The sequence below is a fragment of the Streptomyces sp. NPDC050161 genome, assembly GCF_044460025.1.
Taxonomy (GTDB): Bacteria; Actinomycetota; Actinomycetes; order Streptomycetales; family Streptomycetaceae; genus Streptomyces.
Window position 1 is genome coordinate 254,244 of record NZ_JBITJM010000006.1, and the last position, 25,133, is coordinate 279,376.

Sequence of the window (25,133 nt, forward strand, 5' to 3'; positions counted from 1 at the left end):
AAAGGATCTCCTTGAGATCCTGGTCACCAGGGCCCCTCGGCAGCACCGCGGGCCGCCGCACGGCCCGTTCGGGTGACACGACCGGGTGACCCTGGCACCCCGGGCAGGAGAGCGGGCCCCGGGCGTGGCACGGATACCGGACAGCGGTCCGGTCCGCACCACAGAAGGGCACGCCCATGAGCGCTCCCCATCCCCCGCCCGCGAAGCCCCCGCCCGCCGGCGCAGACCCCGCACCCCGGCCCCGCACCCCCGCCGCCGCACCCGACCGGGCACGCGGCGCGATGCTCGGACTCGCCGTCGGCGACGCGCTCGGCGCCCCCGCGGAAAACATGAAACCGTCCCAGATCCGCCGCCGTTGGGGCCGCATCGAAGGCTTCGTCGAAGAGGACCCGGCCGGCACCGACGACACCGAATACGCGATCTTCTCCGGACTGCTGCTCGCCGCACACGGCTCGGCGCTGACCGTCGCCGACGTCGAGAACGCCTGGCACCAATGGATCGCCGACCGCGACGAAGGCCCGTTCCGCGGCGCCGGATTCAGCGAACGCGGCACGCTGGAGAACCTGCGCCGCGGACTCGCCGCCCCCATCTCCGCCCAGCACCGGCACGCCTGGAGCGACGGCCTCGCCATGCGCGCCGCCCCGTTCGGCGTGTTCGCCGCCGGACGCCCCGCCGAAGCCGCCCGGCTGGTCGCCATCGACGGCACCGTCAGCCACGACGGCGAAGGCATCTACGGCGGCCGGGCGGTCGCCGCCGGGGTCGCCACCGCGATGGTCGCCCGCTCCACCGACGCCGTGATCGCCGCCGCGCTCTCCGTCGTCCCCGAGGACTCCTGGACCGCCCGCTCCCTGCGCCGGGCCGTCGGCGCCGCCCAGCGCTCCCGCCACGACCCCGACCTCACCCAACTCGGCACCGAACGCGCGGTGCGCTCCGCCGTCGTCATCGGCGGCTACCCCTGGACGGACCTGGCACCCGAAGCCGTCGGCCTCGCCTTCGGCGCGTTCGCCGCGGCCCGCGGCGACTTCTCCGCCTCGGTGCTCACCGCCGTCAACATGGGCCGGGACGCCGACACCACCGCCGCCGTCGCCGGCGCACTGGCCGGCGCACTCGGCGGCACCGCGGCCATCCCCGCCCCCTGGGCCCGCGCCATCGGACCGGTACGCGGCAGCTGCCTGCCCTCGATGGCCGGCTACCACGTCCTCGACATCGCCGGCCTGCTGGCACCCGGCACCTCGGCCGACGAAGCCGGGACGGCGGCCCGATGACCCACGAACCACCCCGCACGGCACCCGTACCCGCCACAGCTCCCCGGCCCCCCGGAGCCCGCACCGGCCCCGCCGAACCCACCACCCGCTGCCCCGCACCCGCGCACGGCACACCACAGACGGCGGCGCCCCCCGACACCCGCTCCCGCATCGAAGGACTGCTCATCGGACTCGCATCGGGCGACGCGGCGGGCTGGCCTGCCGCCCGCCACCGCGCCGCACGGATGCCCGAATGGACCCGCCGCCTCACCCGCGAACTCGACACCTTCGCCGAACAGAACGCCACCACCACCCTGCCGGTCCCGATCGCACTCAACCAGCCGCCCGAACCCCTGCGGCTCGGCCCGTCCGACGACGCCGAATGGGCCGCCTTCACCGCGAATTCGGTCCTCACCGCCGCCGGCGCCCCGCTCAGCGACCTCGGCAGGGACCTGCGGATGCGCGCCGCCATCGACCTCGCCTGGAACGGCCTCGCCGCCGAGATCGCCGCAGCCGCCGACCGCGCACCCGAAGTGGAATCCGCCGTACTCCCGCTGCGCGCCCGCATCTCCGTACGCGCCGGACTCGGCAACCTCGCCGCCGGACTGCGGCCACCCGCCACCGGCCACGACAACCCGCACTTCTTCGACGACGCCGCCTGCGTACGGGCCGCCGTACTCGCCGTCGTCCACCCCGGCGCACCCGGCCCCGCAGCCGCACTCGCCGCATACGACGCCCGCTACACCCAGGACGGCGACGGCGTGCACGGCGCCCGCGCGATGGCCGCCGCCATCGCCACGGCACTCGGCGGCGCCCCCGTCGGCACCTGCCTGACCGCCGCCGTCGACCAACTCCCCGACGGCACCGAAATCCGGCGCAACACTCTGCACGCCCTGCACCTGGCCCGCGCCTGCGCCGGCGCCCGCTCCGGCCGCCCCGGGCACGCGTTCGCCCTCGTCCCCGTGCTGGAACACGAAATCGTCGACCACGTCTACAGCTACGGCATCGCCGCCGCCGAAACCGTCCCCGTCGCCCTCGCCCTGGCCCACGCCGCCGGCGGCCAGGTCACCGAAGCCGTCCCCGCCGCCGCCTGCCTGTCCCGCGTCGCCGACTCGGCCCCCGCACTCGCCGGGGCACTGACCGGCGCACTGGGCGGCGCCCCCGCGATCCCCGACAGCTGGCGCGACGCCTGCCGGGTGCTGTCCGGCTGCGCCCTGCCCCGGCTCGCCGGCACCGACCTCGTCGACCTGGCGGCACTGCTGGCCGGCAGCGAACTGACCGCCCCCGAAAGCCCGTTGACACCGCCCGCCACCACCCGACCCTCCGCGGAAGGACTCACCCGCACATGACCCCCACCACGCACCACCCGGCCCCGGCCACCCCGCCACCCGCCGCCCCCACGGCCGAACCGCTCACCGACCGCGTCACCGGATGCCTCGTCGGCGCGGCGGTCGGCGACGCACTGGGCGGGCCCGTCGAGGGCTGCACACCGGAACAGATCGCCGCACGGCACGGCGGCCGGGTCAAGGGCATCGTCGGCCCCTTCCACGCCGACTGGCGCACCGCCCGCCCCATCGCGCCATACCACAAGGGCGACGGACACGTCACCGACGACACCCTCATGACACACGCCCTGGTACGCGTCTACACAACCGTCCGCGACCACCTCGACGCCCACGCCGTCGCCGACCACCTCGTACCCGACCTCATCAGCACCCCCCGCTGGATCCCCGAACTGGAAGCCGACGCCCTGCCGTTGCAGCGCCTCTTCCTCGCCGAGAAGTGGATCGTGGCCCGGCTGCACTACGGGCACGTGGACCCGCGGGAAGCCGGCGTGGGAAACATCGTCAACTGCGGCGCCGCGATGTACATGGCACCGGTCGGCCTCGTCAACGCGGGGAACCCGCCCGGCGCCTACGCCGAAGCGCTGGACATCGCGGGCGCCCACCAGTCCTCCTACGGACGCGAGGCCGCCGGCGTCTTCGCCGCGGCGGTGGCCGCCGCCTGCACCCCGGGCGCCACCGCGGCATCCGTCGCCGACACGGCACTGCGGCTGGCCAAGGACGGCACCCGCGCCGCCATCGAAGCGGTCTGCGAGGCCGCGGCCCCGCACACCGGCACCACAGCGGCGCGCATGGCCCTGCGGGCTGCCGTCGCACCATTCGACACCGTGGGCCCCGACTACCGCACCCCCTCCCTGGGCGCCCGCCGCCCGTCCCGGCTGCACGCCATCGAGGAACTGCCCATCGCCCTCGGCATGCTGCTGGTCGCCGACGGCGACTACCGGCGCGCCGTCCTCGGCTCCGTCAACTACGGCAGGGACTGCGACTCGATCGCCACCATGAGCGGCGCACTCGCCGGCGCACTGCACGGCGCCGCCGCGGTACCCGCCGCATGGAGCGCCGAGGTCGCCCGCGCCAGCCGCCTCGACCTGACGGCCCCGGCCCACGCCCTGGCCACGGTGGCCCGCGAGGTCTTCGCCCGGGACCGGGCCCGCCGCCTGGCCCACGAGCGGGCGTTCGGCGCGCTGGCGGAGGCATGATGCCCGGCCGCCCCACCGGCACGGGACGCGGCCCCGGCGACCTCTGGCACGGCCGCCACGGATCGTTCCGGGTGGTGACACGACGACGACCACCCGGAACCACAGACACCACCCCCACGGCCACTCCCCCTCCAGCAACTCCCCTTCCCCACACCGCAGTTCACCCTTCAGCCGCACCTCCCCCTCCCCTCCGGCTGACCTGGGTACAGCCCGAAGACCTCATCGGACACGAACTGCGCCAGGCGGCCGAGGACGGACGGGACGCCACCGCACTCGCCCGCCGCTGGCAGGCCGCCGGCGGCCCACCACCCCCCGAACGCGCCGGCGCCTCCCCCGCCCCCGCCGACCCCGCGCTCCGCACCCTCGCCAACCGCCTCCTCGACGAACTCGCCCTGCTCCCCTCACCGTTGACCACCGACGAACCGACCGCACTCGACGCCATCGCCGCCGCACGGCCGCCCCGCGCCGGCGCCCGCGAGGGGCGGGGCGGGCGGGAGGCAAAGGCCCGGCGCGGCTCCCCCCGCCCCCTCCCCCCTCTCCCCCTACGGGGGAGGGGGCGGGGGTGGGTTCGGGGGTGGGGGGAGCGCTCCGGCGCCGCACCACCCGCCCCCACCGCCCCCTTCTCCCCCACAGTCACCCCCACCCCCCTGCCCACCCGCCTCGAAGCCGCCTGGCTGGGCCGGGCCGTCGGCTGTCTGCTCGGCAAGCCGGTGGAGAAACTGCCACTCGACGGCGTCCGCGCACTGGCCCGCGCGAGCGGCAACTGGCCGCTCGCGTCCTACTTCACCGAGGCCGGCACGGATCCGGCGGTCACCGCCCGCCACCCCTGGAACCGCCGCAGCCGCGGCACCTCACTCGCCGAGAACATCCACGGCATGCCCGAGGACGACGATCTCAACTACCCGCTGCTCGGCCTGCTCCTCATCGAACGCCACGGCCACGACTTCACCACCGCCGACGTGGCACGGCTGTGGCTGGACGAACTGCCAGCGGGCCGCGCCTTCACCGCCGAGCGCGTCGCGTACCGCAATCTGCTGAACGGCATCGAGCCGCCGGACACCGCCCGCCACCGCAATCCGTTCCGCGAGTGGATCGGCGCGCAGATCCGCGCCGACGTCTTCGGCTGGACCCGGCCGGGCGACCCGTACGGCGCCGCCGCCGAGGTCTGGCGGGACGCCGTCCTCAGCCACACGGCGAACGGCGTGTACGGCGCGATGTTCGCCGCCGCCACCGTCGCCGAGGCCGCGGGCGGCGCCTGCGACGTGCACGGTGCCCTGCGCGCCGGCCTCGCCGTCGTCCCCGCCCGCTCCCGGCTGGCCCGCGCCGTCCGCTTCGGCATCGCCGCCGCCCGCGAGGAGCCCACCGGCACACCGGACGGCTTCACGGGCGTCGTCGACCGCCTGCACGCCGCCTACGGGCACCACCACTGGGTGCACGCGGTACCGAACGCCGCGCTGCTGGCCGCCGCCCTCACCCACGCCGACGGCGACTTCTCCGGGTCCATCTGCCGTGCCGTGTCGGGCGGTTGGGACACCGACTCGAACGGCGCGACGGCGGGTTCGGTCGCCGGGCTGCTGGCCGGCGACCCCGGCGCGCTCCCTGACCGCTGGACGGCGCCGCTGGGCAACCGGCTCGCCACGACCGTCGGCGGTCTGGACGGCATCGGCTTCGACACCCTCGCCCGGCGCACCGCGGCGCTCGCCGTCCCCCGCCCCCACCGACCGGAGGTATCCCTGCCATGACCGCGCCGCACACCGCTCCCGTACCCGGTCCGCTGTCGGGGCTGCGGGTGCTCGATCTGGCCACGCTGTTCGCCGGGCCGCTCGCCGCGACCCTGCTCGGCGACTTCGGCGCCGAGGTGATCAAGGTGGAGCATCCCCGGCGGCCCGACCCGTCGCGCGGCCACGGCCCGGCCAAGGACGGCGTGGGCCTGTGGTGGAAGCTGCTCGGCCGCAACAAGAAGAACCTCACCCTCGACCTCTCCACACCAGGTGGCCGCGAGGTGCTGCTCCGGCTGGCGGCCGACGCCGATGTCGTCGTCGAGAATTTCCGGCCCGGCACGCTGGAGAAGTGGGAACTGGGCTGGGACGAGCTGTCCGCGGCCAACCCCCGGCTGGTGCTGGCCCGGGTCACCGGCTTCGGCCAGTTCGGCCCGTACGCCCGCAGGCCGGGGTTCGGCACCCTCGCCGAGGCGATGAGCGGGTTCGCCGCGCTCACCGGTGAGGCGGACGGGCCGCCGACGCTGCCGCCCTTCGGTCTGGCCGACTCGATCGCCGCGCTCACCACCGCGTACGCCGTGCTGGCCGCGCTGCGCGGGCGGGAGGCGACCGGCCGCGGGCAGGTCGTCGACATGGCGATCATCGAGCCGCTGCTGACCGTCCTGGGGCCGCAGCCCCTCTGGTACGACCAGCTCGGCTACGTCCAGCCGCGGACCGGCAACCGCTCCCCCAACAACGCGCCGCGCAACACCTATCGCACCGCCGACGGGCGGTGGGTCGCGGTCTCCGCGTCGGCGCAGTCCGTCGCCGAGCGGGTGCTGCGGCTGGTGGGCAGGCCCGAGCTGGCCGGCGAGCCGTGGTTCGCCACGGGCGCGGGCCGCGCGGCGCACGCCGACGAGCTGGACGCGGCGGTGGGCGGCTGGATCGCCCGGCACGAGCGGGACGAGGTGATCGCCGTCTTCGAGAAGGCGGAGGCCGCCGTCGCTCCGGTGCAGGACATCCGGGACGTGATGGCGGACGAGCAGTACCGCGCGCTCGGCTCGATCACCGAGGTCCCGGACGACGAGCTGGGATCGGTCCGGATGCAGAACGTCCTCTTCCGGCTGTCCGAGACGCCGGGCGCCATCCGCTGGGCCGGCCGGCCGCACGGCGCGGACACCGACGAGGTGCTCACCGGGCTCGGCCTGACCGCCGACGAGATCGCCGGGCTGCGGGCGGCAGGTGCCCTGTGACCTGCGCGTCCCACCCGCCGGACGACGGCGGAGCGGCGGCCCCGACCGGCACGGCGGACCGGCCCGACCCCGCAGCCGATGCCGTCCCGCCGCCCCTGACCTGGCTCTACGTACCGGGCGACCGGCCCGACGTGGTCACCAAGGCGCTGGGCTGCGGCGCCGACGTGGTGCTGATCGACCTGGAGGACGCGGTCGCCCCGGAACGCAAGGACCACGCGCTGCGGGCCACCGCCGAGCGGCTCGCCGATCCGGTGCCAGGACCCGTCCCGGTGCACGTCCGCGTCAACGCCCTGGACGGGCCGCGCGCCGCCACCGAGATCCGCGCCCTCGCCGGGCTGCCGGGCCTCGCCGGACTGCGGCTGCCCAAGGTGCACGGCCCCGCCGCCGTCCACCGGGCCGCCACCTGGGCCACCGGACCCGCGGCGGCCCGTACGCCCGTACCCGCCCTCTACGCCCTGCTCGAATCCGCACGCGGCATCGAGCACGCCTTCGCCATCGCCACCGCCCACCCGGCGCTGCGCGGCATCGCCATCGGCGAGGCCGACCTCCGGGCGGAGCTGGGACTGCGGGACGACGGCGGGCTGCTCTGGCCGCGCAGCCGTACGGTGATCGCCGCCCGCGCCGCCGGGCTGGCCCCGCCGCCCCAGTCGGTGTACCCGGACGTACGCGACGGGGACGGGCTGTCCCGCTCCTGCGCGCACGGCCGTGACCTGGGGTTCTGGGGCAGGGCCGCGATCCATCCGCGGCAGCTTCCGGTGATCGAGGCGGCGTATCTGCCGACGGGGGCGGAGATCGAGGCGGCGGAGGAAGTGGTGAAGGCAGCGGCCGGTGGCGCGGGGGCCGTGGCGCTGCCCGACGGGCGGTTCGTGGACGCAGCGGTGGTCGCCGGGGCCCGCCGGGTGCTGGCGCTGGCGCACCGCCGCCGCTGACGTCCCCGCACACGGCACCGGGCGGGCCCGAAGACATCGGGCCCGCCCGGTACGGTCCGGCGGTGGCCGCCGCATCAAGTGCGGCGGCGGTGTTCAGGACTTCTTGCCGCTGCTCTCCGCGGGCTCGGTCCCGTCCTTCGCCCCGGCGTCCGCGGCGTCCTTCGCGTCCTTGGCACCCTCGGAGCCCTCGGCGTCAGGACCGTCCTTCACGTCCGGGCCGTCGTCGCCGTCGGACGCCTTCCCCGACGCATCCGCCGGCTTCCCGTCCACGGGCTTCCCGTCCACGGGCTTCCCGTCCACGGGCTTCCCGCCCTCGGCGGCCGACCCCTCACCGTCGACGCCGCCGTCGCCGTCGGGCTGCGCACCCGGCTCCACGACCGCCTCGCGGCCCGGCGCCTTCCGCGCGGAGACCACCATGTAGACGAGGGCCAGGACCAGGACGATCAGCGCGGTCCAGACATTGAGCCGCAGGCCCAGGATGTGGTGCGCCTCGTCGACGCGCATGTACTCGATCCAGGCGCGGCCCACGCAGTAGGCGGCGACGTACAGCGCGAACGCCCGGCCGTGCCCGAGCCGGAAACGCTTGTCGGCCCAGATCACCAGCGCGGCGACCCCCAGGCACCACAGGCACTCGTACAGGAACGTCGGGTGGTACGTGCCGCCGACCCGGCCGATCGCCGGGTCGGAGCTGATCTTCAGCGCCCACGGCACATCGGTCGCCCGGCCGTAGAGTTCCTGGTTGAACCAGTTGCCCCAGCGGCCGATGGCCTGGCCGATGGCGAGGCCGGGGGCCAGCGCGTCGCAGTAGGCAGGCAGCGGGATACCGCGGCGGCGGCAGCCGATCCAGGCGCCGACCGCGCCGAGCGCCACCGCTCCCCAGATGCCGAGGCCGCCCTCCCACACCTTGAAGGCGTCGAGCGGATGGCCGTTCTTGCCGAAGTACGGCTCGTACGTCGTGATGACGTGGTAGAGCCGCCCGCCGACGAGTCCGAAGGGCACGGCCCAGACGGCGATGTCCGCGACCGTCCCGGACCGGCCACCGCGCTGCACCCAGCGCTTGTTGCCGAGCCAGACGCCCAGGAAGACACCGATGATGATGCAGAACGCGTAGCCGCGGAGCGGGATCGGGCCTAGATGAACGACACCGGTCGACGGGCTGGGAATGAATGCGAGGTCCATGGCAGGGTCGACGCTACCCCGCCGGGCGGGGTCGGCGGCAACCCACCCGGCAACGGCTCCGTAACGACACCGGCGGGCGCCGCCCCGCCCCGGAGCGGAGTTACGACGACGGCGCCGCGCTCTTGCCCGGCTGCTTGCCCTTGTTGGCGTCCAGCACCATCTTCTTGAAGTCCGCCGGTGTGAACTGCCCGTTCTTTTCCTTTGCCAGATCCTTGCCGTTGAGCAGGACGGTCGGGGTGCCGCGGTAGCCGGACGAGGTGAAGGCGGCGTTGGACTTGCGGACGAGCGCGTCGTACGTCCCGTCGTTGACGCACGCGCTGAAGGCGGCGGACGGCAGGCCCTTGGCCTTGCCCGCGAGTTGGATGAGCAGCTTCTTGTCGGCGAACTTGTCCTGCTGCTCGGGCGGCTGGTTCGCGTAGAGCACGTCGTGATAGTCGCGGAACCTGCCGGCGTTCTGGGCGCAGAGGGCGGCGTTGGCGGCGTTGAGTGATCCCATGCCGCCCGCGCTGCCGTCGATGATCGTGGCGAGGTGGTACGAGGACCTCAACTGGCCGGAGTCCTCCAACTCGTGGATGACCGACCGGAATCCGGTCTCGAACTGCTGGCAGGCGGGGCAGCGGAAGTCCTCCCAGACCGTGAGGCCGGAGGGGGCGTCGGGGGCGCCCACCGGGACGGCGGGCTTGGCACCGCCGGTCGCCCCCTTCGGTACGGTCACCCGGGCGGCACTGTCCTCGCTCCCCCCGGACGACGACGCCCAGAAGGCGATGCCGCCGCCGACCGCCAGCACCGCGACCACCGCCCCGGCGACGACCGCCTGCCGGCTGCGCCGGGCGCGGGCCTTCTCCTTCGCACGCTGTTCCTGCAGCCGCTCGCGGGCGCTGCTCTTACCGTCTCGATTCTTCTGGCTCACCCCAGGGACAACGAAGCGGAGGGGTGCCGCTGCCCCCCTCCGCCCGATGTTCGCCCTATCGGGGGACGGAACCGCCGGTGCCGCACGCCCGTGCCCGGCCGCCCGCACCGCGTCGGTGCGGGCGGCCGGGCGGCGCTGCTAGCGGCGCTTGCGGACACCTGCCGCGAGTTCACCGGCCAGCGCGCGGACCCCCGCGAGCCCGGCCTCCAGGTCGTCCTCCTCTGCCAGCATCCGCTTGACGAACGCCGAGCCGACGATGACGCCGTCGGCGAACTGCGCGACCTCCGCGGCCTGTTCGGGGTTGGAGACGCCGAGTCCGACGCAGACCGGGAGGTCCGTGGTGGCCCGGGTCCTGCCGACCAGTTCCTGTGCCTCGCGGCCGACCGACTCGCGGGTGCCGGTGACTCCCATCAGCGAAGCGGCGTAGACGAAGCCGCTGCCGGCCGCGGTGATCTTGGCGAGGCGTGCGTCGCGGCTGCTCGGCGCGACCACGAAGACGGTGGCCAGGCCGTGCTCTTCGGCGGCCTTGCGCCACACGTCGGACTCCTCGACCGGCAGGTCGGGCAGGATGCAGCCGGCCCCGCCCGCGGCGGCGAGATCGGCGGCGAACCGCTCGACGCCGTAGCGGTCGACGGGGTTCCAGTACGTCATGCACAGCACCGGCGCCCCGGTGGCCGCGTGTGCCTCGCGGACCGTGCGGATCACGTCGGTGATCTTCACGCCGGCCCGCAGCGCGATGTCGTCGGCGGTCTGGATGACCGGCCCGTCCAGGACCGGGTCGCTGTGCGGCAGTCCGACCTCGACGACGTCGCAGCCGCCCTCCAGCATGGCCGTCACCGCGCGGATGCCGCCGTCCACGGTCGGGAAACCGGCCGGGAGGTAGCCGACGAGCGCGGCCCGCTTCTCGGCGCGGGCGTCCGCCAGCACCGACTCCAGCAGCGCGATGTTGCCCGGTGTACCCGAATTGCCCGCCATCACTTCTCCCCCGCGCCCGTGGCGTCGTTGTCGTACAGCCCGAAGTAACGGGCCGCGGTGTCCATGTCCTTGTCGCCCCGGCCCGAGAGGTTGACCAGCAGCAGCCCGTCGGGGCCCAGCTCGCGGCCCAGTTCCAGCGCCCCGGCGAGGGCGTGCGCACTCTCGATGGCGGGGATGATGCCCTCGGTCTGCGACAGCAGCCGCAGCGCCTGCATGGCCTGGTCGTCGGTGACCGCGCGGTACTCGGCGCGGCCGATGTCCTTGAGGTAGGAGTGCTCGGGGCCGATGCCCGGGTAGTCCAGACCGGCGGAGATCGAGTACGGCTCGGTGATCTGCCCGTCCTCGTCCTGGAGTACGTACGAACGCGAGCCGTGCAGGATGCCGGGGGTGCCCGCGGTGAGGGTGGCGGCGTGCTCACCGCTCGCCACACCGTGGCCGCCGGGCTCGCAGCCGACCAGCCGGACGCTCTCGTCGGGCAGGAAGGCGTGGAAGAGGCCGATGGCGTTGGATCCGCCGCCCACACAGGCCACCGCGGCGTCCGGCAGCCGGCCGGCCCGCTCCACGATCTGCCGGCGGGCCTCGACGCCGATGACGCGGTGGAAGTCGCGCACCAGGGCCGGGAAGGGGTGCGGGCCCGCGACCGTACCGAAGAGGTAGTGCGTGCGGTCGACGTTGGCGACCCAGTCGCGGAACGCCTCGTTGATGGCGTCCTTGAGGGTGCGGCTGCCGGACTTCACGGCGATGACCTCGGCGCCGAGCATCCGCATCCGGGCGACGTTGAGTGCCTGGCGCTCGGTGTCGACCTCGCCCATGTAAATGGTGCATTCGAGGCCGAAGAGGGCGCAGGCGGTGGCGGTGGCGACGCCGTGCTGGCCGGCGCCGGTCTCGGCGATGACCCGGGTCTTGCCCATCCGCTTGGTGAGCAGCGCCTGGCCGAGCACGTTGTTGATCTTGTGCGAGCCGGTGTGGTTGAGGTCCTCGCGCTTGAGGAACACCCGGGCGCCGCCCGCGTGCCGGGCGAACCGCGGCACCTCGGTGAGCGCGCTGGGACGCCCCGTGTAGTTGACCATCAGGTCGTCCAGCTCGGCGGCGAACGCGGGGTCCGCCTTGGCCTTCTCGTACTCGGCGGCGACCTCGTCGACCGCGGCGACCAGCGCTTCGGGGATGAATTTGCCGCCGAAGGCACCGAAATAGCCCGTGGGGCCGGGAACTTGCCCCTCGGGGTCGGGAAGGAAGAAATCGGAGGACATCTGACGCGCTCCTAGGCCGGGGCAACCGCCCCGGAAATCTGGGGTGTCTGGGATATCGGGAACGTGTGGGTACGCCGGGGGGGCCGAGGCCCGACGAGTGGCGAGAGGCGAGTGGAGGCGGGGGCGAGCCGGGTGGTTGCCGAGGGGCTGTGCCGGACGGTTGCCGGGACCGACGCCGAAGCAGAGCGCTGACCGGCGCCGGAGCGAGGCGCTGCCGTCCCCAGTGCTCCCCCGCCCCCTCCCCCCTCTCCCCCTACGGGGGAGGGGGCGGGGGTGGGTTCGGGGGTGGGGGGGGACAGCAGCCCTCCCGCACAGCGCCCAGCTCGGGCCCGCACAGCGTCCGCCACCGGGCCCGCCGAGCCCACCGGCCCGGCAGCCCTCAGTCGAAGCGACCGCCGTTCAGCGCCCGTCGCGGCGCACCGCGTCTCAGCTCGCGGTCTCCCGGCGCCATCGCATGCCGTTGATCTGGCCCGGTTCGGAGCCGATGTGGTACCTGACCCGACGGCCGTGGATACGGCGGGCGGGTGCCCGGCAGCCGCGGTGCCAGGGCGGCAGCGCGCAGCGGCTCGGCAGCGCACAGGACCGGCGGGATGCCGCCGTGCGCGCGCGGGGTCCTGGCGCCGGGTACGGCAGCCGGACGGCAACCGCCACGGCGCGCACACCGGCCGGGCCCGGGGCGGTGTCCCGGGCGGGGCGGCGGGTGCCGGTGGCGGCTGCGGTCATGTCGGTGTCCTCGTGCCGGCGCCGGTCAGGACCGGCCGTGCCGGATCGCCGGGTGCGAGCCCGCGGCGACCAGGTCGGCGACGGCGGTCCTGGGGTCCTTGCCGGTGACCAGGGACTCGCCGACGAGGACGGCGTCCGCACCGTCGTTGGCGTACGCGATCAGGTCGTGCGGGCCGCGCACCCCCGACTCGGCGATCTTGACGATGTGGTCGGGGATCTCGGGGGCGATCCGGGCGAAGTTGCCGCGGTCGACCTCCAGGGTCTTGAGGTTGCGCGCGTTCACGCCGATGATCCGGGCGCCGGCGTCGACCGCCCGCGCGACCTCTTCCTCGTCGTGCGCCTCGACCAGCGGCGTCAGGCCGATCGACTCGGCCCGCTCGATGAGCGAGACCAGTGCCTCCTGCTCCAGCGCGGCGACGATCAGCAGCGCCAGGTCGGCGCCGTGCGCGCGGGCCTCCCACAGCTGGTAGGCGGTGACGATGAAGTCCTTGCGCAGGACGGGGATGTCGACCTTGGCGCGGACCGCGTCGAGGTCGGCCAGCGAACCGCCGAACTTGCGCTGCTCGGTGAGTACGGAGATGACCGCGGCGCCGCCCGCTTCGTAGTCGGCGGCCAGACCTGCCGGGTCGGCGATCGCGGCGAGCGCGCCCTTGGAGGGGCTGGAGCGCTTGACCTCGCAGATCACCGTGACGCTCTCGCCCTTGAGGGCGGCGACACCGTCCTGGGCCGGGCGGGCCTTCCGGGCGCGCTCCTTCAGCTCGTCGAGGCTGACGCGCGCCTGTCGCTCGGCGAGGTCGGCGCGGACTCCGTCGATGATCTCGTCGAGCACACTCACGCGAGCGGCCTCCTTCTAGAACGGTGGAGGGGACAGTCGCCCAGGGGGCGGGGTACGTCCCCTCAGGCTCTTCGATGGTATCCGGCCGGGGGCTCAGGTCCCGCATCCGGTGGACCTTGGTCCCACCACCTGGACATCGGCGGGTGGCCGGGAGGTGCCACATGGCCGCAGGTCACGGCGTCAGGGCGGTGCCTAAGGGGAGGTTGCGGACGGCTGTGAAGACCAGCAGCAGGGCGCCGGCCGCCCACCAGTGGACGGCGCGGAGCCGCGGCCCCGCGGTGGGCAGGCCGCGGGCCGCGCGGAGTGTCCACACCACCCAGAACACGGCGCAGGCGGCGTAGCAGGCGACGGCCGGTGCGTTGGCGCCGAGCGCGGTGACGAGATCGCCGTGCGCCACCGCGTGCGCGCTGCGCAGGCCGCCGCAGGCGGGGCAGTAGATGCCGGTGAGGTGCAGCAGCGGGCAGACGGGATAGTGGCCCGGGTGGTTCGGGTCGACGGCGCCGACGTAGCCGAAGGCGGTGAGGCCGGCCGCCAGGGTGCCGAGGGGCGCCGTCAGCCGGCGGAGCGGTCCGGGGCGGGCGCCGGGCGGGCCGCAGGGCCGGTGGGGCGCGGCGGGTGCGGGGACGCTCTCGCGGTGGGGTGCGGCGGGTTCCTGCCGGGTCTGCGCCACGGGTTCACTCACGCTGCCGATTGTGCTGCGGCATGCGCGAAGGCGCAGCTTCTCGGCCTCCGTACGGGGCGTACGGACGGGGGCCGGGGAGCGGCGCCTTCGGTGAGGTGTGCGGTCCCGGCGCCGGGTTGCGGCGCCGGACGAGCGGTCGGTCAGCCTTCCTGCGGCTGGACCTGGGGCGCGGGCTTCGCGGAGCTCTTCGGGACCGAGCCGAGGCCGGCCACCCGCATCACGCCGCCGACGACGGCGCCGAGGCCGATCAGGACCATGCCGGCCCAGAATCCGGGCACGTTCGCCATCACGATGAAGGCGCCCGCGACACAGAAGCCGATGAACGAAATGATGACGCCGGTCCATGCGGCGGGGGTGTGTCCGTGGCCACTGCTCGACATGAATGCTCCTCGTAGCTCTTTCGCGCCGGGGTCGGGGCGCGGTGATACCTCGTCGTCCATTGTCACCGATGCCGGACGGGGCACGGCTACCGGGTCGGGTCCTCACCGCGGTCGAGGGACTTCCAGATCTCCTCGGGGCGGTCCGGGTCCGGCGCCTGCGCGGCGCGGCGCGGGCCGCGGGCGCCGCCGGCGGTGCGCTCGTAACGGCCCGACATCGCAGGCCAGTGGCGCCCGCGGAACAGTGCGAGCAGTCCGGCGATCAGCAGCAGCACGCCGCCGGCCGCGGCCACCCAGGGCCACAGGGTGTGCGTGACGTGATGCACATCGGTTCCGCTCAGGCCGACGGCGGTGGCGGCCTTCTCGCGCAGCGCGGCGGTGTCGGAGTTGCCGAGCGCGGCGGCGACGGCGATGCCCAGGCCGCTGAGGGCGAGCAGTGCGGCGACGGCGTACCGGCCGGCCCTGCGTACCGCGAAGACGGCGACCAGGGCGGCGAGGCCGACGACGGCGAGGGCGCCCGGCACGCCGGTCACGTCCGTGCCGGACACGGTGCGCGGCAGGTCGCCCTGGGCCAGTACCGCGGTGCCGCGGGCCCAGGTGCGGCCGGAGGCGAGCAGGGCGAGTCCGGCGCCCGCGGCGCCGAGCAGCAGCGCGACGGCGAGGCTGCGCCGGGCGCTGCGGGGCGGGGCGGCCGGCGCGGGCGCGGCGTCTGTACGGGGCTGGGGTGCGGCACTCACGGGTACCACTATCGCGTACGGCCGGCGGTGGCCGGGCGCGGGGTGGCCCGCGCCCGGCGGCGTCGGGTCCTGGTCAGCTGCCGAGGTGGTTGGCGGTGTGCACGGCGCGCAGTACGGCGGCTGCCTTGTTGCGGCACTCGGTGTCCTCGGCGACCGGGTCGGAGTCGGCGACGATTCCCGCGCCGGCCTGCACGTACGCGGTGCCGTCGCGCAGCAGGGCGGTGCGGATCGCGATGGCGGTGTCGGAGTCGCCTGCGAAGTCGAGGTAGCCGACGCAGCCGCCGTACAGGCCGCGCCGGGTCGGCTCCAGTTCCTCGATGATTTGGAGGGCGCGCGGCTTGGGGGCTCCGGAGAGGGTGCCGGCGGGGAAGCAGGCGGTGAGCACGTCGAAGGCGGTGCGTCCTTCGGCGACGCGTCCGGTGACGGTCGAGACGATGTGCATGACGTGGCTGTAGCGCTCGACGGACATGAAGTCGACGACCTCGACGCTGCCGGGCGCGCAGACCCGGCCGAGGTCGTTGCGGCCCAGGTCGACGAGCATGAGGTGCTCGGCGCGTTCCTTGGGGTCGCCCATCAGCTCGTCGGCGAGTGCCTGGTCCTCCTGGACGGTGGCGCCGCGCGGGCGGGTGCCGGCGATGGGGTGGACCGTGGCCCGGCCGTCCTCGACCTTGACCAGCGCCTCGGGGCTCGATCCGACGACGTCCACGCCGCCTTCGAAGCGGAAGAGGTACATGTAGGGGCTGGGGTTGGTGGCCCGCAGCACGCGGTAGACGTCCAACGCGCTTGCCGTGCAGGGGGTTTCGAAGCGCTGGGACGGCACCACCTGGAACGCCTCGCCGGCCCGGATGCGCTCCTTGATGTCCTCGACGGTCTCCTGGAACGCCGCGCCGCCCCACTCGGCGGTGAACGGCGGGAGCGCGGACGGCGGGAGTGCGGCGGCGCTCGCGGGGGCGGGCCTGGCCAGGTCGTCGGCCATCGCGTCGAGCCGGGCGACCGCGTCCGCGTACGCCTCGTCGATGCCGGTGTCGAGGTCGTTGTGGTTGATCGCGTTGGCGATCAGCAGGACGGTGCCGTTCCAGTGGTCGAGGACGGCGAGGTCGGAGGTGAGCAGCATGGTCAGTTCGGGCAGTCCGAGGTCGTCGTCGGTCTGCTCGGTGATCTTCTCCAGGCGGCGCACGATGTCGTAGCCGAGGTAGCCGACCATGCCGCCGGTGAAGGGCGGCAGGCCCGCGTCCTCCAGGAGGTCGCGGGGGGTGTGCAGCGTCTCGACGGTGGCGCGCAGGGCGGCGAGCGGGTCGCCGTCGGTGGGCACGCCGACGGGCGGGGTGCCGAGCCAGTGGGCCTGTCCTTCGCGTGCGGTGAGCGTCGCGGCGCTGCGGACGCCGATGAAGGAGTAGCGCGACCACGTGCGGCCGTTCTCGGCGGACTCCAGGAGGAAGGTGCCGGGGCGTTCGGCCGCGAGTTTTCGGTAGAGCCCCACCGGGGTGTCGCCGTCGGCGAGGAGGCGCCGGGTGACGGGGATGACCCGGCGGTCCTTGGCGAGCGTGCGGAAGGTGTCGAGGTCCGGAGTGGCGGTGCCGGTGGTTCCCGTGGTCATGGCAGCGGAGCCTACTGGTCGGCGGGGGGCACGGTGATCAGCACGTCCGCGTCGAAGCAGGTGCGGGCACCGGTGTGGCAGGCCGCGCCGACCTGGTCGACGGTGACCAGGACGGTGTCGGCGTCGCAGTCCAGGGCCACGGACCTGACGTGCTGGACATGGCCCGATGTGTCGCCCTTGACCCAGTACTCGCGGCGGCTGCGGGACCAGTACGTGCAGCGTCCTGTGGTGAGGGTGCGGTGCAGCGCCTCGTCGTCCATCCAGCCGAGCATCAGGACCTCGCCGGTGTCGTGCTGCTGGGCGATGGCGGGGACGAGGCCGTCGGGGCCGTGCTTGAGGCGGGCGGCGACGGCGGGGTCGAGGGCGGTGCTGCCGGGGGCGGCGGGGCCGGGGGTGGCGGTGGTTCCGGGGGCGGGGCTGCTCATGGGGCCATTGTGCCGTGCCGGGCCCGGCCTCCGGGTGGGGCGTGCGGTGCGGGGGCGGCGGGTGTGCGGCATGCTGCTGGGCATGTCGTCGCAGCAGCCGTCCGTGCCGCCGTCGGGGCGCCCGGGTCCTGAGCCGGTGTCCGGGTCGGGCCCGTGGGGTGATCAGGACCGGGCGGCGAAGGTCGCCGTGGTGGTGCTGGGGGCGGTGTTCGGGGCGGCCGTGGTGGTGGCGGTGGTGCTGGGGGTCGTGCTGGGGGGATGACGGGGCCGGGGCGGCGGCCGTGGCGGGTGCTGCAGGTGTGTGTGCGGTGGCGTGGCAGGGGCCGGGGGGCGGTCGTAGGCTGGCCGTATGTCGACCCATGCGAAGCGTGAACGGCTTCTTCTCGCCGACCTGTTGGAGAGCGCGGGCCCCTCGGCGCCGACGCTGTGCGCGGACTGGACGGCCCGGGATCTCGCCGCCCACGTCGTGGTGCGGGAGCGGCGGGCCGACGCGGCGGGCGGTCTTTTCGTCAAGCCGTTGGCGGGGCGTCTTGAACGGGTGCAGGCGGAGTACGCGCAAAAGCCGTTCGATGAGCTGATCGGGCTGATCAGGAGCGGGCCGCCGCGGATGTCTCCGTTCGCCCTGAAGCAGATCGACGAGGCGTCGAACACGGTGGAGTTCTACGTGCATGCCGAGGACGTGCGCCGGGCGCAGCCGGACTGGGTGCGGCGGGAGCTGGATCCGGTGTTCTCGGACGCGTTGTGGTCGCGCCTGGAGAAGATGGCGCGGCTGCTGGGGCGGAAGTCACCGGTCGGGCTGGTGCTGCGGCGGCCGGACGGGCGGGTGGCCGTGGCGCGGCGTGGGGTGCCTGTGGTGACGGTGGTCGGTGAGCCGGGTGAGCTGACGTTGTTCGCGTTCGGGCGGCAGGCGGCGGCCGATGTGACGCTGGAGGGGGATCAGGAGGCCGTCGGGCGGGTGGTGAAGGCCGCGTTGGGGGTGTGACGGCCGGGGTTCATGAGGGGGCGGGGGCGAGGTGGGTCCGGAGCATGTTCTGGAGTTCTCTGGCGGCGCGCGGGGGTGAGACGTCGCCGCGGTGCGCCATGGAGACGGTGCGGTGCATGCCGGGGGTGGCGAAGCGGGTGACGCGCAGGCCGGAGCGTTCGGCGACCATGCTGGGGACCACGGCGATGCCAAGGCCCGCGCGGGCGAAGCCGAGTACGGCGTCCATTTCGCCGCCCTCGACGGTGAAGGCCGGTTCGAAGCCGGCCGCGCGGCAGGCGGCGGTGGTGAATTCGCGGAGGTCGTAGCCGCGGCGGAACATCGCCAGCGGGTGGTCGCGGAGGTCTTCGACGCGGATGCGGCGGCGGCCCGACGGGGCGGGGGTGCCGGGGGCCGAGACCACGACGAGTTCCTCGCGGAGGAGTTCGGTGGTGGTCAGGGCGGGTGCCTGGACGGGGAGCGGCGTGATGACCAGGGCCAGGTCGAGTGCGCCGTCGGCCAGGGCGCGGACGAGGTCCTGGGAGCCGTCCTCGTTGACGATCAGCTCGACGCCTGGGTAGCGGGTGTGGAAGGCGCTGAGGACGTCGGGGACGAGGGTCGCGCAGAGGCTGGGCGGGGCGCCGAGGCGCAGCCGGCCGCGGCGGAGCCTGGCGACTTCCTGGACCTCGCGGCGGGCGGTTTCGGTGTCGGCCAGGATGCGGCGGGCCAGCGGGAGGAGGGTTTCGCCTGCGTCGGTGAGGGTGATGTGGCCGCGGGCGCGGTGGAAGAGGTCGGCGCCCAACTCCCGTTCCAGGGCGCGGATCTGCTGGGAGAGGGAGGGCTGGGCGACGTGTTCGCGGTCGGCGGCGCGGGTGAAGTGACGGGTGTCGGCGACCGCGGTGAAGTAGCGGAGCTGCTGTAGCTGCATGGTGGGGATGGTAGGCGACGATAGGCATGGGCTATGGAGATCAGCCGGTTCATGTCTTGGACTGATGAGGGTGGCGGTCCCTACCGTCAGGACTCATGGCACTGGACACTCGGACGGACCGACGGCCGTCCTTCGCGGGCCTGCTGTGGGGCTCGACCGTCGGAAAGAAGACGGCGATGGCCGTCAGCGGCGTGGTGATGCTGCTGTATCTGGTCGCCCATCTGCTGGGCAATCTCAAGATTTTCTTCGGGGCGGGTGAATTCAACGCGTACGGGCGGTGGCTGCGGACGGTGGGTGAGCCGTTCCTGCACCACGAGTGGTTCCTGTGGATCGCGCGGGTGGTGCTCGTGGCGTGTGTGGTCACGCACGGGGTGGCCGCTTATCAGCTGAGCCGGCGGGATATCGCGGCCCGGCCGACGGGATATGTGCACAAGCGGCGCCGGGCGAGTTATGCCACGCGCACGATGCGGTGGGGCGGGGTCATTCTCGCGCTGTTCATCGTCTGGCACATTCTCGATCTGACGACGATGACGGTGAACCCGCGGGCCGAGTCCGGGCATCCGTACGAGAATCTCGTCGCGAGTTTCGACCGGTGGTACGTGGCGGCCTTCTACATCGTGGCGATGCTCGCGCTGGGGCTGCACATCCGGCACGGGTTCTGGAGTGCCGCGCAGACGCTGGGTGCGGGCAGTCGTGCCCGTGACCGTGCGCTGAAGACCGTCGCCGATGTTCTTGCGCTGGTGCTGACGGCGGGTTTCGTTTCGCTGCCCGTCGCCGTGCTGTGTGGATGGGTGAGTTGAGATGACTTTCAGTGATTACGTGACCGGGGATCCGCTCGTCGACGGGAAAGCTCCCGGCGGGCCGGTCGCCGAACGCTGGGACACCCGGCGGTTCCAGGCGAAGCTGGTGAATCCGGCGAACCGGCGCAAGCAGACCGTCCTCGTGGTGGGCACCGGTCTCGCCGGCGGCGCGGCGGGCGCGACACTGGCCGAACAGGGCTATCACGTCGTGCAGTTCTGCTATCAGGATTCGCCGCGCCGGGCGCATTCGATCGCGGCGCAGGGCGGCATCAACGCGGCGAAGAACTACCGCAACGACGGGGATTCCGTGCACCGGTTGTTCTACGACACCGTGAAGGGCGGCGACTTCAGGTCGCGGGAGTCGAATGTGCACCGCCTGGCGCAGGTGTCGGTGGAAATCATCGACCAGTGCGTGGCGCAGGGCGTGCCGTTCGCGCGGGAGTACGGCGGGCTGCTCGACACCCGGTCGTTCGGCGGGGTGCAGGTGTCGCGGACGTTCTACGCGCGCGGGCAGACCGGCCAGCAGCTGCTGCTGGGCGCCTATCAGGCGCTGTCCCGGCAGATCGCCGCGGGGAATGTGGAGATGCATCCGCGGACCGAGATGCTGGACCTGATCGTGGTGGACGGGCGGGCCCGCGGCATCGTGGCGCGGGATCTGATCAGCGGGCGGATCGCCACGTATTTCGGCGATGCGGTGGTCCTGGCGAGCGGCGGCTACGGCAATGTCTTCTACCTGTCGACGAACGCCATGAACTCCAATGCGACAGCGGTGTGGCGGGCCCATAAGCGGGGCGCCTACTTCGCCAATCCGTGCTTCACGCAGATCCATCCGACGTGCATTCCGCGGACCGGCGACCACCAGTCGAAGCTGACGCTGATGAGTGAGTCGCTGCGCAACGACGGCCGTATCTGGGTGCCGAAGGTGAAGGGCGACCTGCGGCCGGCCCGGGAGATTCCGGAGGGCGAGCGGGACTATTACCTGGAGCGGATCTATCCGGCGTTCGGCAATCTCGTGCCCCGCGACATCGCGTCCCGCGCCGCGAAGAACGTGTGTGACGAGGGACGCGGTGTCGGGCCCGGCGGACAGGGCGTCTATCTGGACTTCGCGGACGCCATCGCGCGGTTGGGGCGCGCCGGGGTCGAGGAGAAGTACGGGAATCTCTTCGACATGTACGAGCGGATCACCGCGGAGAATCCGTACGAGGTCCCGATGCGGATCTATCCGGCGGTGCATTACACGATGGGCGGACTCTGGGTGGATTACGACCTCCAGACGACCGTCCCCGGCCTGTTCGCGATCGGCGAGGCCAATTTCTCCGACCACGGCGCGAACCGGCTGGGCGCGTCGGCGCTGATGCAGGGGCTCGCGGACGGGTATTTCGTGCTGCCGTCGACCATCAACGACTATCTCGCGCGGCATCCGCACGACGGGAGTGTGGACGCGGAGCATCCGCAGGCGGTGGCGGTGGTGCGGCAGACACAGGAGCGGCTGGCGCGGCTGCTGGCCGTCGACGGTGACCGTACGCCGGATTCCTTCCACCGCGAGATCGGTGAACTCCTGTGGGAATTCTGCGGAATGGCAAGGACCGAGAGCGGGCTGCGCAAGGCGCTGGAGCGGATTCCGGAGATCCGTGCGGAATTCTGGCGGCGCATCAAGGTGCCGGGCAGCGGCGAGGAGTTCAACCAGTCGCTGGAGAAGGCCAACCGGATCGTGGACTACCTGGAGCTGGCCGAGCTGATGTGCCTCGACGCGCTGCACCGGAGCGAGTCCTGCGGCGGGCACTTCCGTGAGGAGTCGCAGACGCCGGACGGCGAAGCGGCCCGGCGCGACGAGGAGTTCTCCTACGTGGCGGCCTGGGAGTACCGGGCGGCCGGTGACGGCGAAGGCCCCGGTGAAGGGCCGGGTGACGACGCCGGCGGCCCCGGGGCGCCCGTTCTGCACAAGGAAGACCTGGTCTTCGAGTACGTCCATCCCACCCAGCGGAGCTACGCATGAAGCTCACCCTGCGCGTCTGGCGCCAGAAGAGTCCCGATGTCCCCGGCGCCATGGCCGCCTACGAAGTCGACGGCATCTCGCCTGACATGTCGTTCCTGGAGATGCTCGACACCCTCAACGAGGAGTTGATACTCGGCGGTCAGGAGCCGGTCGCCTTCGACCACGACTGCCGCGAGGGGATCTGCGGGGCGTGCAGCCTGGTGATCAACGGCGATGCGCACGGCCCGGAGCGCACCACCACCTGCCAGCTGCACATGCGGTCCTTCCGGGACGGCGACACCATCGATGTGGAGCCGTGGCGGGCCGCGGCCTTCCCCGTCGTCAAGGACCTGGTCGTGGACCGTTCGTCGTTCGACCGGATCATCCAGGCCGGCGGCTACGTCGCGGTGCCGACCGGGGCGGCACCCGACGCCCACGCGACGCCGGTGCCCAAGCCGGACGCCGACTTCGCCTTCGAGCACGCCGAGTGCATCGGCTGCGGCGCCTGCGTGGCGGCCTGCCCGAACGGTTCGGCGATGCTGTTCACCTCGGCGAAGGTCAACCATCTCAACGTACTGCCGCAGGGCGCACCGGAGCGCGAGTCCCGGGTCCTGGACATGGTGTCCACGATGGACGACGAGGGGTTCGGCGGCTGCACCCTGGCCGGGGAGTGCGCGACGGCCTGCCCGAAGGGGATCCCGCTGTTCAGCATCACGTCGATGAACCGGGAGTTCGTGCGGGCCGCCCGCAAGCGCCGCTGACGCCCGGAGCCGGTGTCAGACCGCGGCGGTGCCGATGAGCCCCTCCCGGGTGACGAGCGCGGCCAGCTCCGCCTCGGTCAGCCCGCCGGTGCCGTCGGGCCGCCGCGGCAGGACGAGGTAGCGGCTCTCCGCGCTGGAGTCCCACACCGTGATCGCCGTGTCGTCGGGCAGGTGCAGCCCGAACTCGGCGAGCACGGCGCGGGGTTCGCGGACCACGCGGGAGCGGTACGCCTCGCTCTTGTACCAGGACGGCGAGGGGCCCAGCAGGCCGATGGGGTAGCAGGAACACAGGGTGCAGACGAGGACGTTGTGGGCGCGCGGGGTGTTCGCCACGACCTTGAGGCGCTGCTCCTGGATGCCGCCCCGCATCGACAGGCCCACCTCGGGCAGCGCGGCGTTGGCGTCGGCCAGCAGCCGGGCGCGGAAGCCGTCGTCGCTCCAGGCGCGGGCCACGATCCGGGCGCCGTTGAGCGGGGTGGCGCCCTTGAGCATCGAGGCGAGGACCGCGTCCAGCTGGTCCTGGCCGACCACTCCGGCGTCGATCAGCCGCTCCTCCAGCCGCCTGACCCGCGCCGCCACCGGCACACTCGCGTGCTCACCGCTCATCTCGCGTCCTCTCCGTCCGTTCCAGGTACGACTCCCAGAGGTCGACCGTGACCTCGTGCGCTCCGGTGCCCCACAGGTCGCGGGCGGCGAAGGCGACGGTGTACACGGGCTCCACGCGGGGCGCCGCCGCGCTGGCCGCGACCTCGTCGGCCAGCTCCCAGCGGCCCTGCGCCTCGACGATCCGCCCGGTGTGCCCGCGTACGTACCGTGGCGCGCGGGTGTGCCCCACAGGGTCGGTGGCGCGTACCCGCACCCGCTCCCCCGCCCGGAACTCAGTCACCCGCGCTCACCCCACGGCGCTCCAGCAGGGTCTCGATGGCGGCCAGCCAGCGCTCGTAGTAGGACGCCGCCAGGTATTCCGCGGGCGGCAGCCGTTCGACGGTGTCACGGAACTCGTCGAGGCGGTAGACGCCGTTGCGCACCAGCGCGGAGTTCAGCGCGAACACCCGTGCCTCCCAGTCGGCGTGGAACGGCGGTTCGTCCGCCTCGATCTCCAGCGCCCCGAAACCCGTCTGCCCGCCCACATCGTTGACCCGGCTCATGGGCGGAGCCTACGGGGTCCGCGGCGGCCACCGGCCGGATTCAGCGGACCGGGTGCCCGGCGTCCCTGAGCGAGTCCTTGACCTGGCCGATGCGCAGGTCGCCGAAGTGGAAGACGGAGGCGGCGAGCACCGCGTCGGCTCCGGCGTCGACGGCGGGCGGGAAGTCGGCGAGGCGGCCGGCGCCGCCCGAGGCGATGACGGGGACGCTGACGTGCGCGCGGACCGCCCGGATCATCTCGACGTCGTAGCCGTCCTTGGTGCCGTCCGCGTCCATGGAGTTGAGGAGGATCTCACCGGCGCCCAACTCGGCGGCGCGGTGGGCCCATTCGACGGCGTCGACACCGGCCGAGCGGCGCCCGCCGTGCGTGGTGACCTCGAAGGAGCCGCTCTCGGTGCGGCGGGCGTCGACGGAGAGGACCAGGACCTGACTGCCGAAGCGTTCGGCGATCTCGCGGATCAGGTCGGGGCGGGCGAGGGCCGCGGTGTTGACGCCGACCTTGTCGGCACCGGCCCGCAGCAGCTTGTCGACGTCCTCGGGGGTGCGCACCCCGCCGCCGACGGTGAGCGGGATGAAGACCTGCTCGGCGGTGCGGCGGACCACGTCGTAGGTGGTCTCGCGGTTGCCCGACGAGGCGGTGATGTCGAGGAAGGTCAGCTCGTCGGCGCCCTCGTCGCCGTAGATCTTGGCCATCTCGACGGGGTCGCCCGCGTCGCGCAGGTTCTGGAAGTTCACGCCCTTGACGACCCGGCCGTTGTCCACGTCCAGGCAGGGGATGACTCGGACCGCCAGGGTCATGGTCACGGCTCCTTAGGAGGGTTGCTTGAAAGCTTCGAGTTCTACTTCGACCAGCACGCGGGAGTCCAGGAAGCCGGAGACCACGACGAGGGTCGCGGCGGGCGGGGCGGCGCCGAACAGCTCGTGGTGGGCGCGGCCGACGGCGTCGACGTCGCGTGCGTGGGTCAGGTACATGCGGGTGCGCAGGACGTCGGTGGCGCCCAGGCCGAAGGGGGTGAGGGCGGCGAGGGCGTTGCCGAAGGCGGTCTTCGTCTGCTCGTAGGGGTCGCCCTCGCCCTGGAGCACGCCGTCCACCAGCGGCATGGTGCCGGCGACCAGGACGCGGTCGCCGGCCGCCACGGCGCGTGCGAAGCCGATGGCCTCTTCCCAGGAACTTCCGGTCCGTACGCGCTCGATGGTCATCACGCCGCCT

At 73.5% G+C, this 25,133-nt stretch carries 28 protein-coding genes; 11 read left to right on the forward strand and 17 right to left on the reverse strand.

Going from position 1 to position 25,133, the window contains the following annotated elements:
* The first annotated feature begins 176 nt into the window (after nt 1–176).
* From ACIBK8_RS13490 to ACIBK8_RS13515, 6 genes are read left to right on the forward strand one after another with little or no spacing between them, the layout of a single operon-like run.
* Nucleotides 177–1,265: an ADP-ribosylglycohydrolase family protein gene (locus ACIBK8_RS13490; protein ID WP_399041904.1), complete on the forward strand. Its 1,089-nt coding sequence runs from the start codon at nt 177–179 to the stop codon at nt 1,263–1,265.
* Nucleotides 1,262–2,593, forward strand: coding sequence for an ADP-ribosylglycohydrolase family protein (locus ACIBK8_RS13495; protein ID WP_399041906.1), 1,332 nt, complete (start codon nt 1,262–1,264; stop codon nt 2,591–2,593). The genes ACIBK8_RS13490 and ACIBK8_RS13495 overlap by 4 nt, the downstream gene beginning before the upstream one ends.
* Nucleotides 2,590–3,786, forward strand: a complete 1,197-nt coding sequence (locus ACIBK8_RS13500; RefSeq protein WP_399041908.1) for an ADP-ribosylglycohydrolase family protein — start codon at nt 2,590–2,592, stop codon at nt 3,784–3,786. Before ACIBK8_RS13495 ends, ACIBK8_RS13500 begins: the two co-directional genes overlap by 4 nt.
* Entirely contained in the window at nt 3,786–5,528 is a 1,743-nt protein-coding gene (locus ACIBK8_RS13505; protein ID WP_399041909.1) for an ADP-ribosylglycohydrolase family protein, read from the forward strand. The genes ACIBK8_RS13500 and ACIBK8_RS13505 overlap by 1 nt, the downstream gene beginning before the upstream one ends.
* Nucleotides 5,525–6,736, forward strand: a complete 1,212-nt coding sequence (locus ACIBK8_RS13510) for a CaiB/BaiF CoA transferase family protein (protein WP_399041910.1) — start codon at nt 5,525–5,527, stop codon at nt 6,734–6,736. Before ACIBK8_RS13505 ends, ACIBK8_RS13510 begins: the two co-directional genes overlap by 4 nt.
* Nucleotides 6,733–7,665: an HpcH/HpaI aldolase/citrate lyase family protein gene (locus ACIBK8_RS13515; protein ID WP_399041911.1), complete on the forward strand. Its 933-nt coding sequence runs from the start codon at nt 6,733–6,735 to the stop codon at nt 7,663–7,665. Before ACIBK8_RS13510 ends, ACIBK8_RS13515 begins: the two co-directional genes overlap by 4 nt.
* A 93-nt stretch (nt 7,666–7,758) precedes the next feature.
* On the opposite strand, the gene lgt is transcribed toward ACIBK8_RS13515, so the two are convergent.
* The 11 genes from lgt to hisI all read right to left on the reverse strand — a co-directional run bounded on the left by lgt (nt 7,759) and on the right by hisI (nt 17,355).
* On the reverse strand, nt 7,759–8,844 hold the full coding sequence (gene lgt, locus ACIBK8_RS13520; RefSeq protein WP_399041912.1) for a prolipoprotein diacylglyceryl transferase: 1,086 nt from the start codon (nt 8,842–8,844) through the stop codon (nt 7,759–7,761).
* A gap of 100 nt (nt 8,845–8,944) precedes the next feature.
* On the reverse strand, nt 8,945–9,754 hold the full coding sequence (locus ACIBK8_RS13525; protein ID WP_399041913.1) for a DsbA family protein: 810 nt from the start codon (nt 9,752–9,754) through the stop codon (nt 8,945–8,947).
* Nucleotides 9,755–9,892: 138 nt separating this feature from the next.
* Complete coding sequence (gene trpA, locus ACIBK8_RS13530) at nt 9,893–10,729, reverse strand: tryptophan synthase subunit alpha (RefSeq protein ID WP_399041914.1); 837 nt, start codon at nt 10,727–10,729, stop codon at nt 9,893–9,895.
* Nucleotides 10,729–11,979 carry a tryptophan synthase subunit beta gene (trpB, locus tag ACIBK8_RS13535; protein WP_399041916.1) on the reverse strand — a complete coding sequence of 417 codons (1,251 nt, stop codon included), beginning with the start codon at nt 11,977–11,979 and terminating at the stop codon, nt 10,729–10,731. The genes trpA and trpB overlap by 1 nt, the downstream gene beginning before the upstream one ends.
* Before the next feature lie 426 nt (nt 11,980–12,405).
* Nucleotides 12,406–12,702 carry a tryptophan biosynthesis modulator TrpM gene (trpM, locus tag ACIBK8_RS13540; protein ID WP_399041917.1) on the reverse strand — a complete coding sequence of 99 codons (297 nt, stop codon included), beginning with the start codon at nt 12,700–12,702 and terminating at the stop codon, nt 12,406–12,408.
* Between the two features lie 25 nt (nt 12,703–12,727).
* Nucleotides 12,728–13,537: an indole-3-glycerol phosphate synthase TrpC gene (gene trpC / locus ACIBK8_RS13545; protein ID WP_399041918.1), complete on the reverse strand. Its 810-nt coding sequence runs from the start codon at nt 13,535–13,537 to the stop codon at nt 12,728–12,730.
* Nucleotides 13,538–13,709: 172 nt separating this feature from the next.
* A complete protein-coding gene (locus tag ACIBK8_RS13550) occupies nt 13,710–14,219 on the reverse strand; it encodes a DUF2752 domain-containing protein (protein ID WP_399041919.1) in 510 nt (169 codons plus the stop codon).
* 140 nt (nt 14,220–14,359) lie between these two features.
* Complete coding sequence (locus ACIBK8_RS13555; protein WP_399041920.1) at nt 14,360–14,599, reverse strand: HGxxPAAW family protein; 240 nt, start codon at nt 14,597–14,599, stop codon at nt 14,360–14,362.
* An 86-nt stretch (nt 14,600–14,685) separates the two neighbouring features.
* The gene (locus ACIBK8_RS13560; RefSeq protein WP_399041921.1) at nt 14,686–15,333 is read right to left on the reverse strand and encodes a TIGR02234 family membrane protein; all 648 of its coding nucleotides are present in this window, start codon (nt 15,331–15,333) and stop codon (nt 14,686–14,688) included.
* Between the two features lie 73 nt (nt 15,334–15,406).
* Entirely contained in the window at nt 15,407–16,930 is a 1,524-nt protein-coding gene (locus ACIBK8_RS13565) for an anthranilate synthase component I (protein ID WP_399041922.1), read from the reverse strand.
* An 11-nt stretch (nt 16,931–16,941) separates the two neighbouring features.
* Entirely contained in the window at nt 16,942–17,355 is a 414-nt protein-coding gene (gene hisI / locus ACIBK8_RS13570) for a phosphoribosyl-AMP cyclohydrolase (protein WP_399041923.1), read from the reverse strand.
* An 82-nt stretch (nt 17,356–17,437) separates the two neighbouring features.
* Between hisI and ACIBK8_RS13575 the strand changes: the two genes are divergently transcribed.
* Both ACIBK8_RS13575 and ACIBK8_RS13580 read left to right on the forward strand, forming a co-directional pair.
* Entirely contained in the window at nt 17,438–17,617 is a 180-nt protein-coding gene (locus tag ACIBK8_RS13575) for a hypothetical protein (protein WP_399041925.1), read from the forward strand.
* A gap of 87 nt (nt 17,618–17,704) precedes the next feature.
* The gene (locus ACIBK8_RS13580) at nt 17,705–18,337 is read left to right on the forward strand and encodes a TIGR03085 family metal-binding protein (RefSeq protein ID WP_399041926.1); all 633 of its coding nucleotides are present in this window, start codon (nt 17,705–17,707) and stop codon (nt 18,335–18,337) included.
* Between the two features lie 10 nt (nt 18,338–18,347).
* On the opposite strand, the gene ACIBK8_RS13585 is transcribed toward ACIBK8_RS13580, so the two are convergent.
* A complete protein-coding gene (locus tag ACIBK8_RS13585) occupies nt 18,348–19,241 on the reverse strand; it encodes a LysR family transcriptional regulator (protein WP_399041928.1) in 894 nt (297 codons plus the stop codon).
* Nucleotides 19,242–19,336: 95 nt separating this feature from the next.
* Here ACIBK8_RS13585 and ACIBK8_RS13590 point away from each other — a divergent pair, with 95 nt between their 5' ends.
* Genes ACIBK8_RS13590 through ACIBK8_RS13600 form a run of 3 tightly spaced genes read left to right on the forward strand, consistent with a single transcriptional unit; the run spans nt 19,337 to nt 22,777 of the window.
* A complete protein-coding gene (locus tag ACIBK8_RS13590) occupies nt 19,337–20,041 on the forward strand; it encodes a succinate dehydrogenase cytochrome b subunit (RefSeq protein ID WP_399041929.1) in 705 nt (234 codons plus the stop codon).
* 1 nt (nt 20,042) lies between these two features.
* Nucleotides 20,043–22,037, forward strand: a complete 1,995-nt coding sequence (locus tag ACIBK8_RS13595) for a fumarate reductase/succinate dehydrogenase flavoprotein subunit (protein ID WP_399041930.1) — start codon at nt 20,043–20,045, stop codon at nt 22,035–22,037.
* On the forward strand, nt 22,034–22,777 hold the full coding sequence (locus tag ACIBK8_RS13600; RefSeq protein ID WP_399041931.1) for a succinate dehydrogenase/fumarate reductase iron-sulfur subunit: 744 nt from the start codon (nt 22,034–22,036) through the stop codon (nt 22,775–22,777). The genes ACIBK8_RS13595 and ACIBK8_RS13600 overlap by 4 nt, the downstream gene beginning before the upstream one ends.
* A gap of 15 nt (nt 22,778–22,792) precedes the next feature.
* Here ACIBK8_RS13600 and ACIBK8_RS13605 read toward each other — a convergent pair whose 3' ends face one another.
* The 5 genes from ACIBK8_RS13605 to ACIBK8_RS13625 are packed head-to-tail and all read right to left on the reverse strand — an operon-like array spanning nt 22,793 to nt 25,123.
* A complete protein-coding gene (locus ACIBK8_RS13605; protein WP_399041932.1) occupies nt 22,793–23,383 on the reverse strand; it encodes a nitrile hydratase subunit alpha in 591 nt (196 codons plus the stop codon).
* Nucleotides 23,373–23,663, reverse strand: a complete 291-nt coding sequence (locus tag ACIBK8_RS13610; RefSeq protein WP_399041933.1) for an SH3-like domain-containing protein — start codon at nt 23,661–23,663, stop codon at nt 23,373–23,375. The genes ACIBK8_RS13605 and ACIBK8_RS13610 overlap by 11 nt, the downstream gene beginning before the upstream one ends.
* Nucleotides 23,656–23,925, reverse strand: coding sequence for a hypothetical protein (locus tag ACIBK8_RS13615; protein WP_399041934.1), 270 nt, complete (start codon nt 23,923–23,925; stop codon nt 23,656–23,658). Before ACIBK8_RS13615 ends, ACIBK8_RS13610 begins: the two co-directional genes overlap by 8 nt.
* Before the next feature lie 40 nt (nt 23,926–23,965).
* A complete protein-coding gene (gene hisF / locus ACIBK8_RS13620; protein WP_393679436.1) occupies nt 23,966–24,721 on the reverse strand; it encodes an imidazole glycerol phosphate synthase subunit HisF in 756 nt (251 codons plus the stop codon).
* Between the two features lie 12 nt (nt 24,722–24,733).
* Nucleotides 24,734–25,123 (reverse strand): RidA family protein, encoded by a 390-nt coding sequence (locus tag ACIBK8_RS13625; RefSeq protein ID WP_399041936.1) that lies wholly within the window; start codon nt 25,121–25,123, stop codon nt 24,734–24,736.
* Between the last annotated feature and the right edge of the window lie 10 nt (nt 25,124–25,133).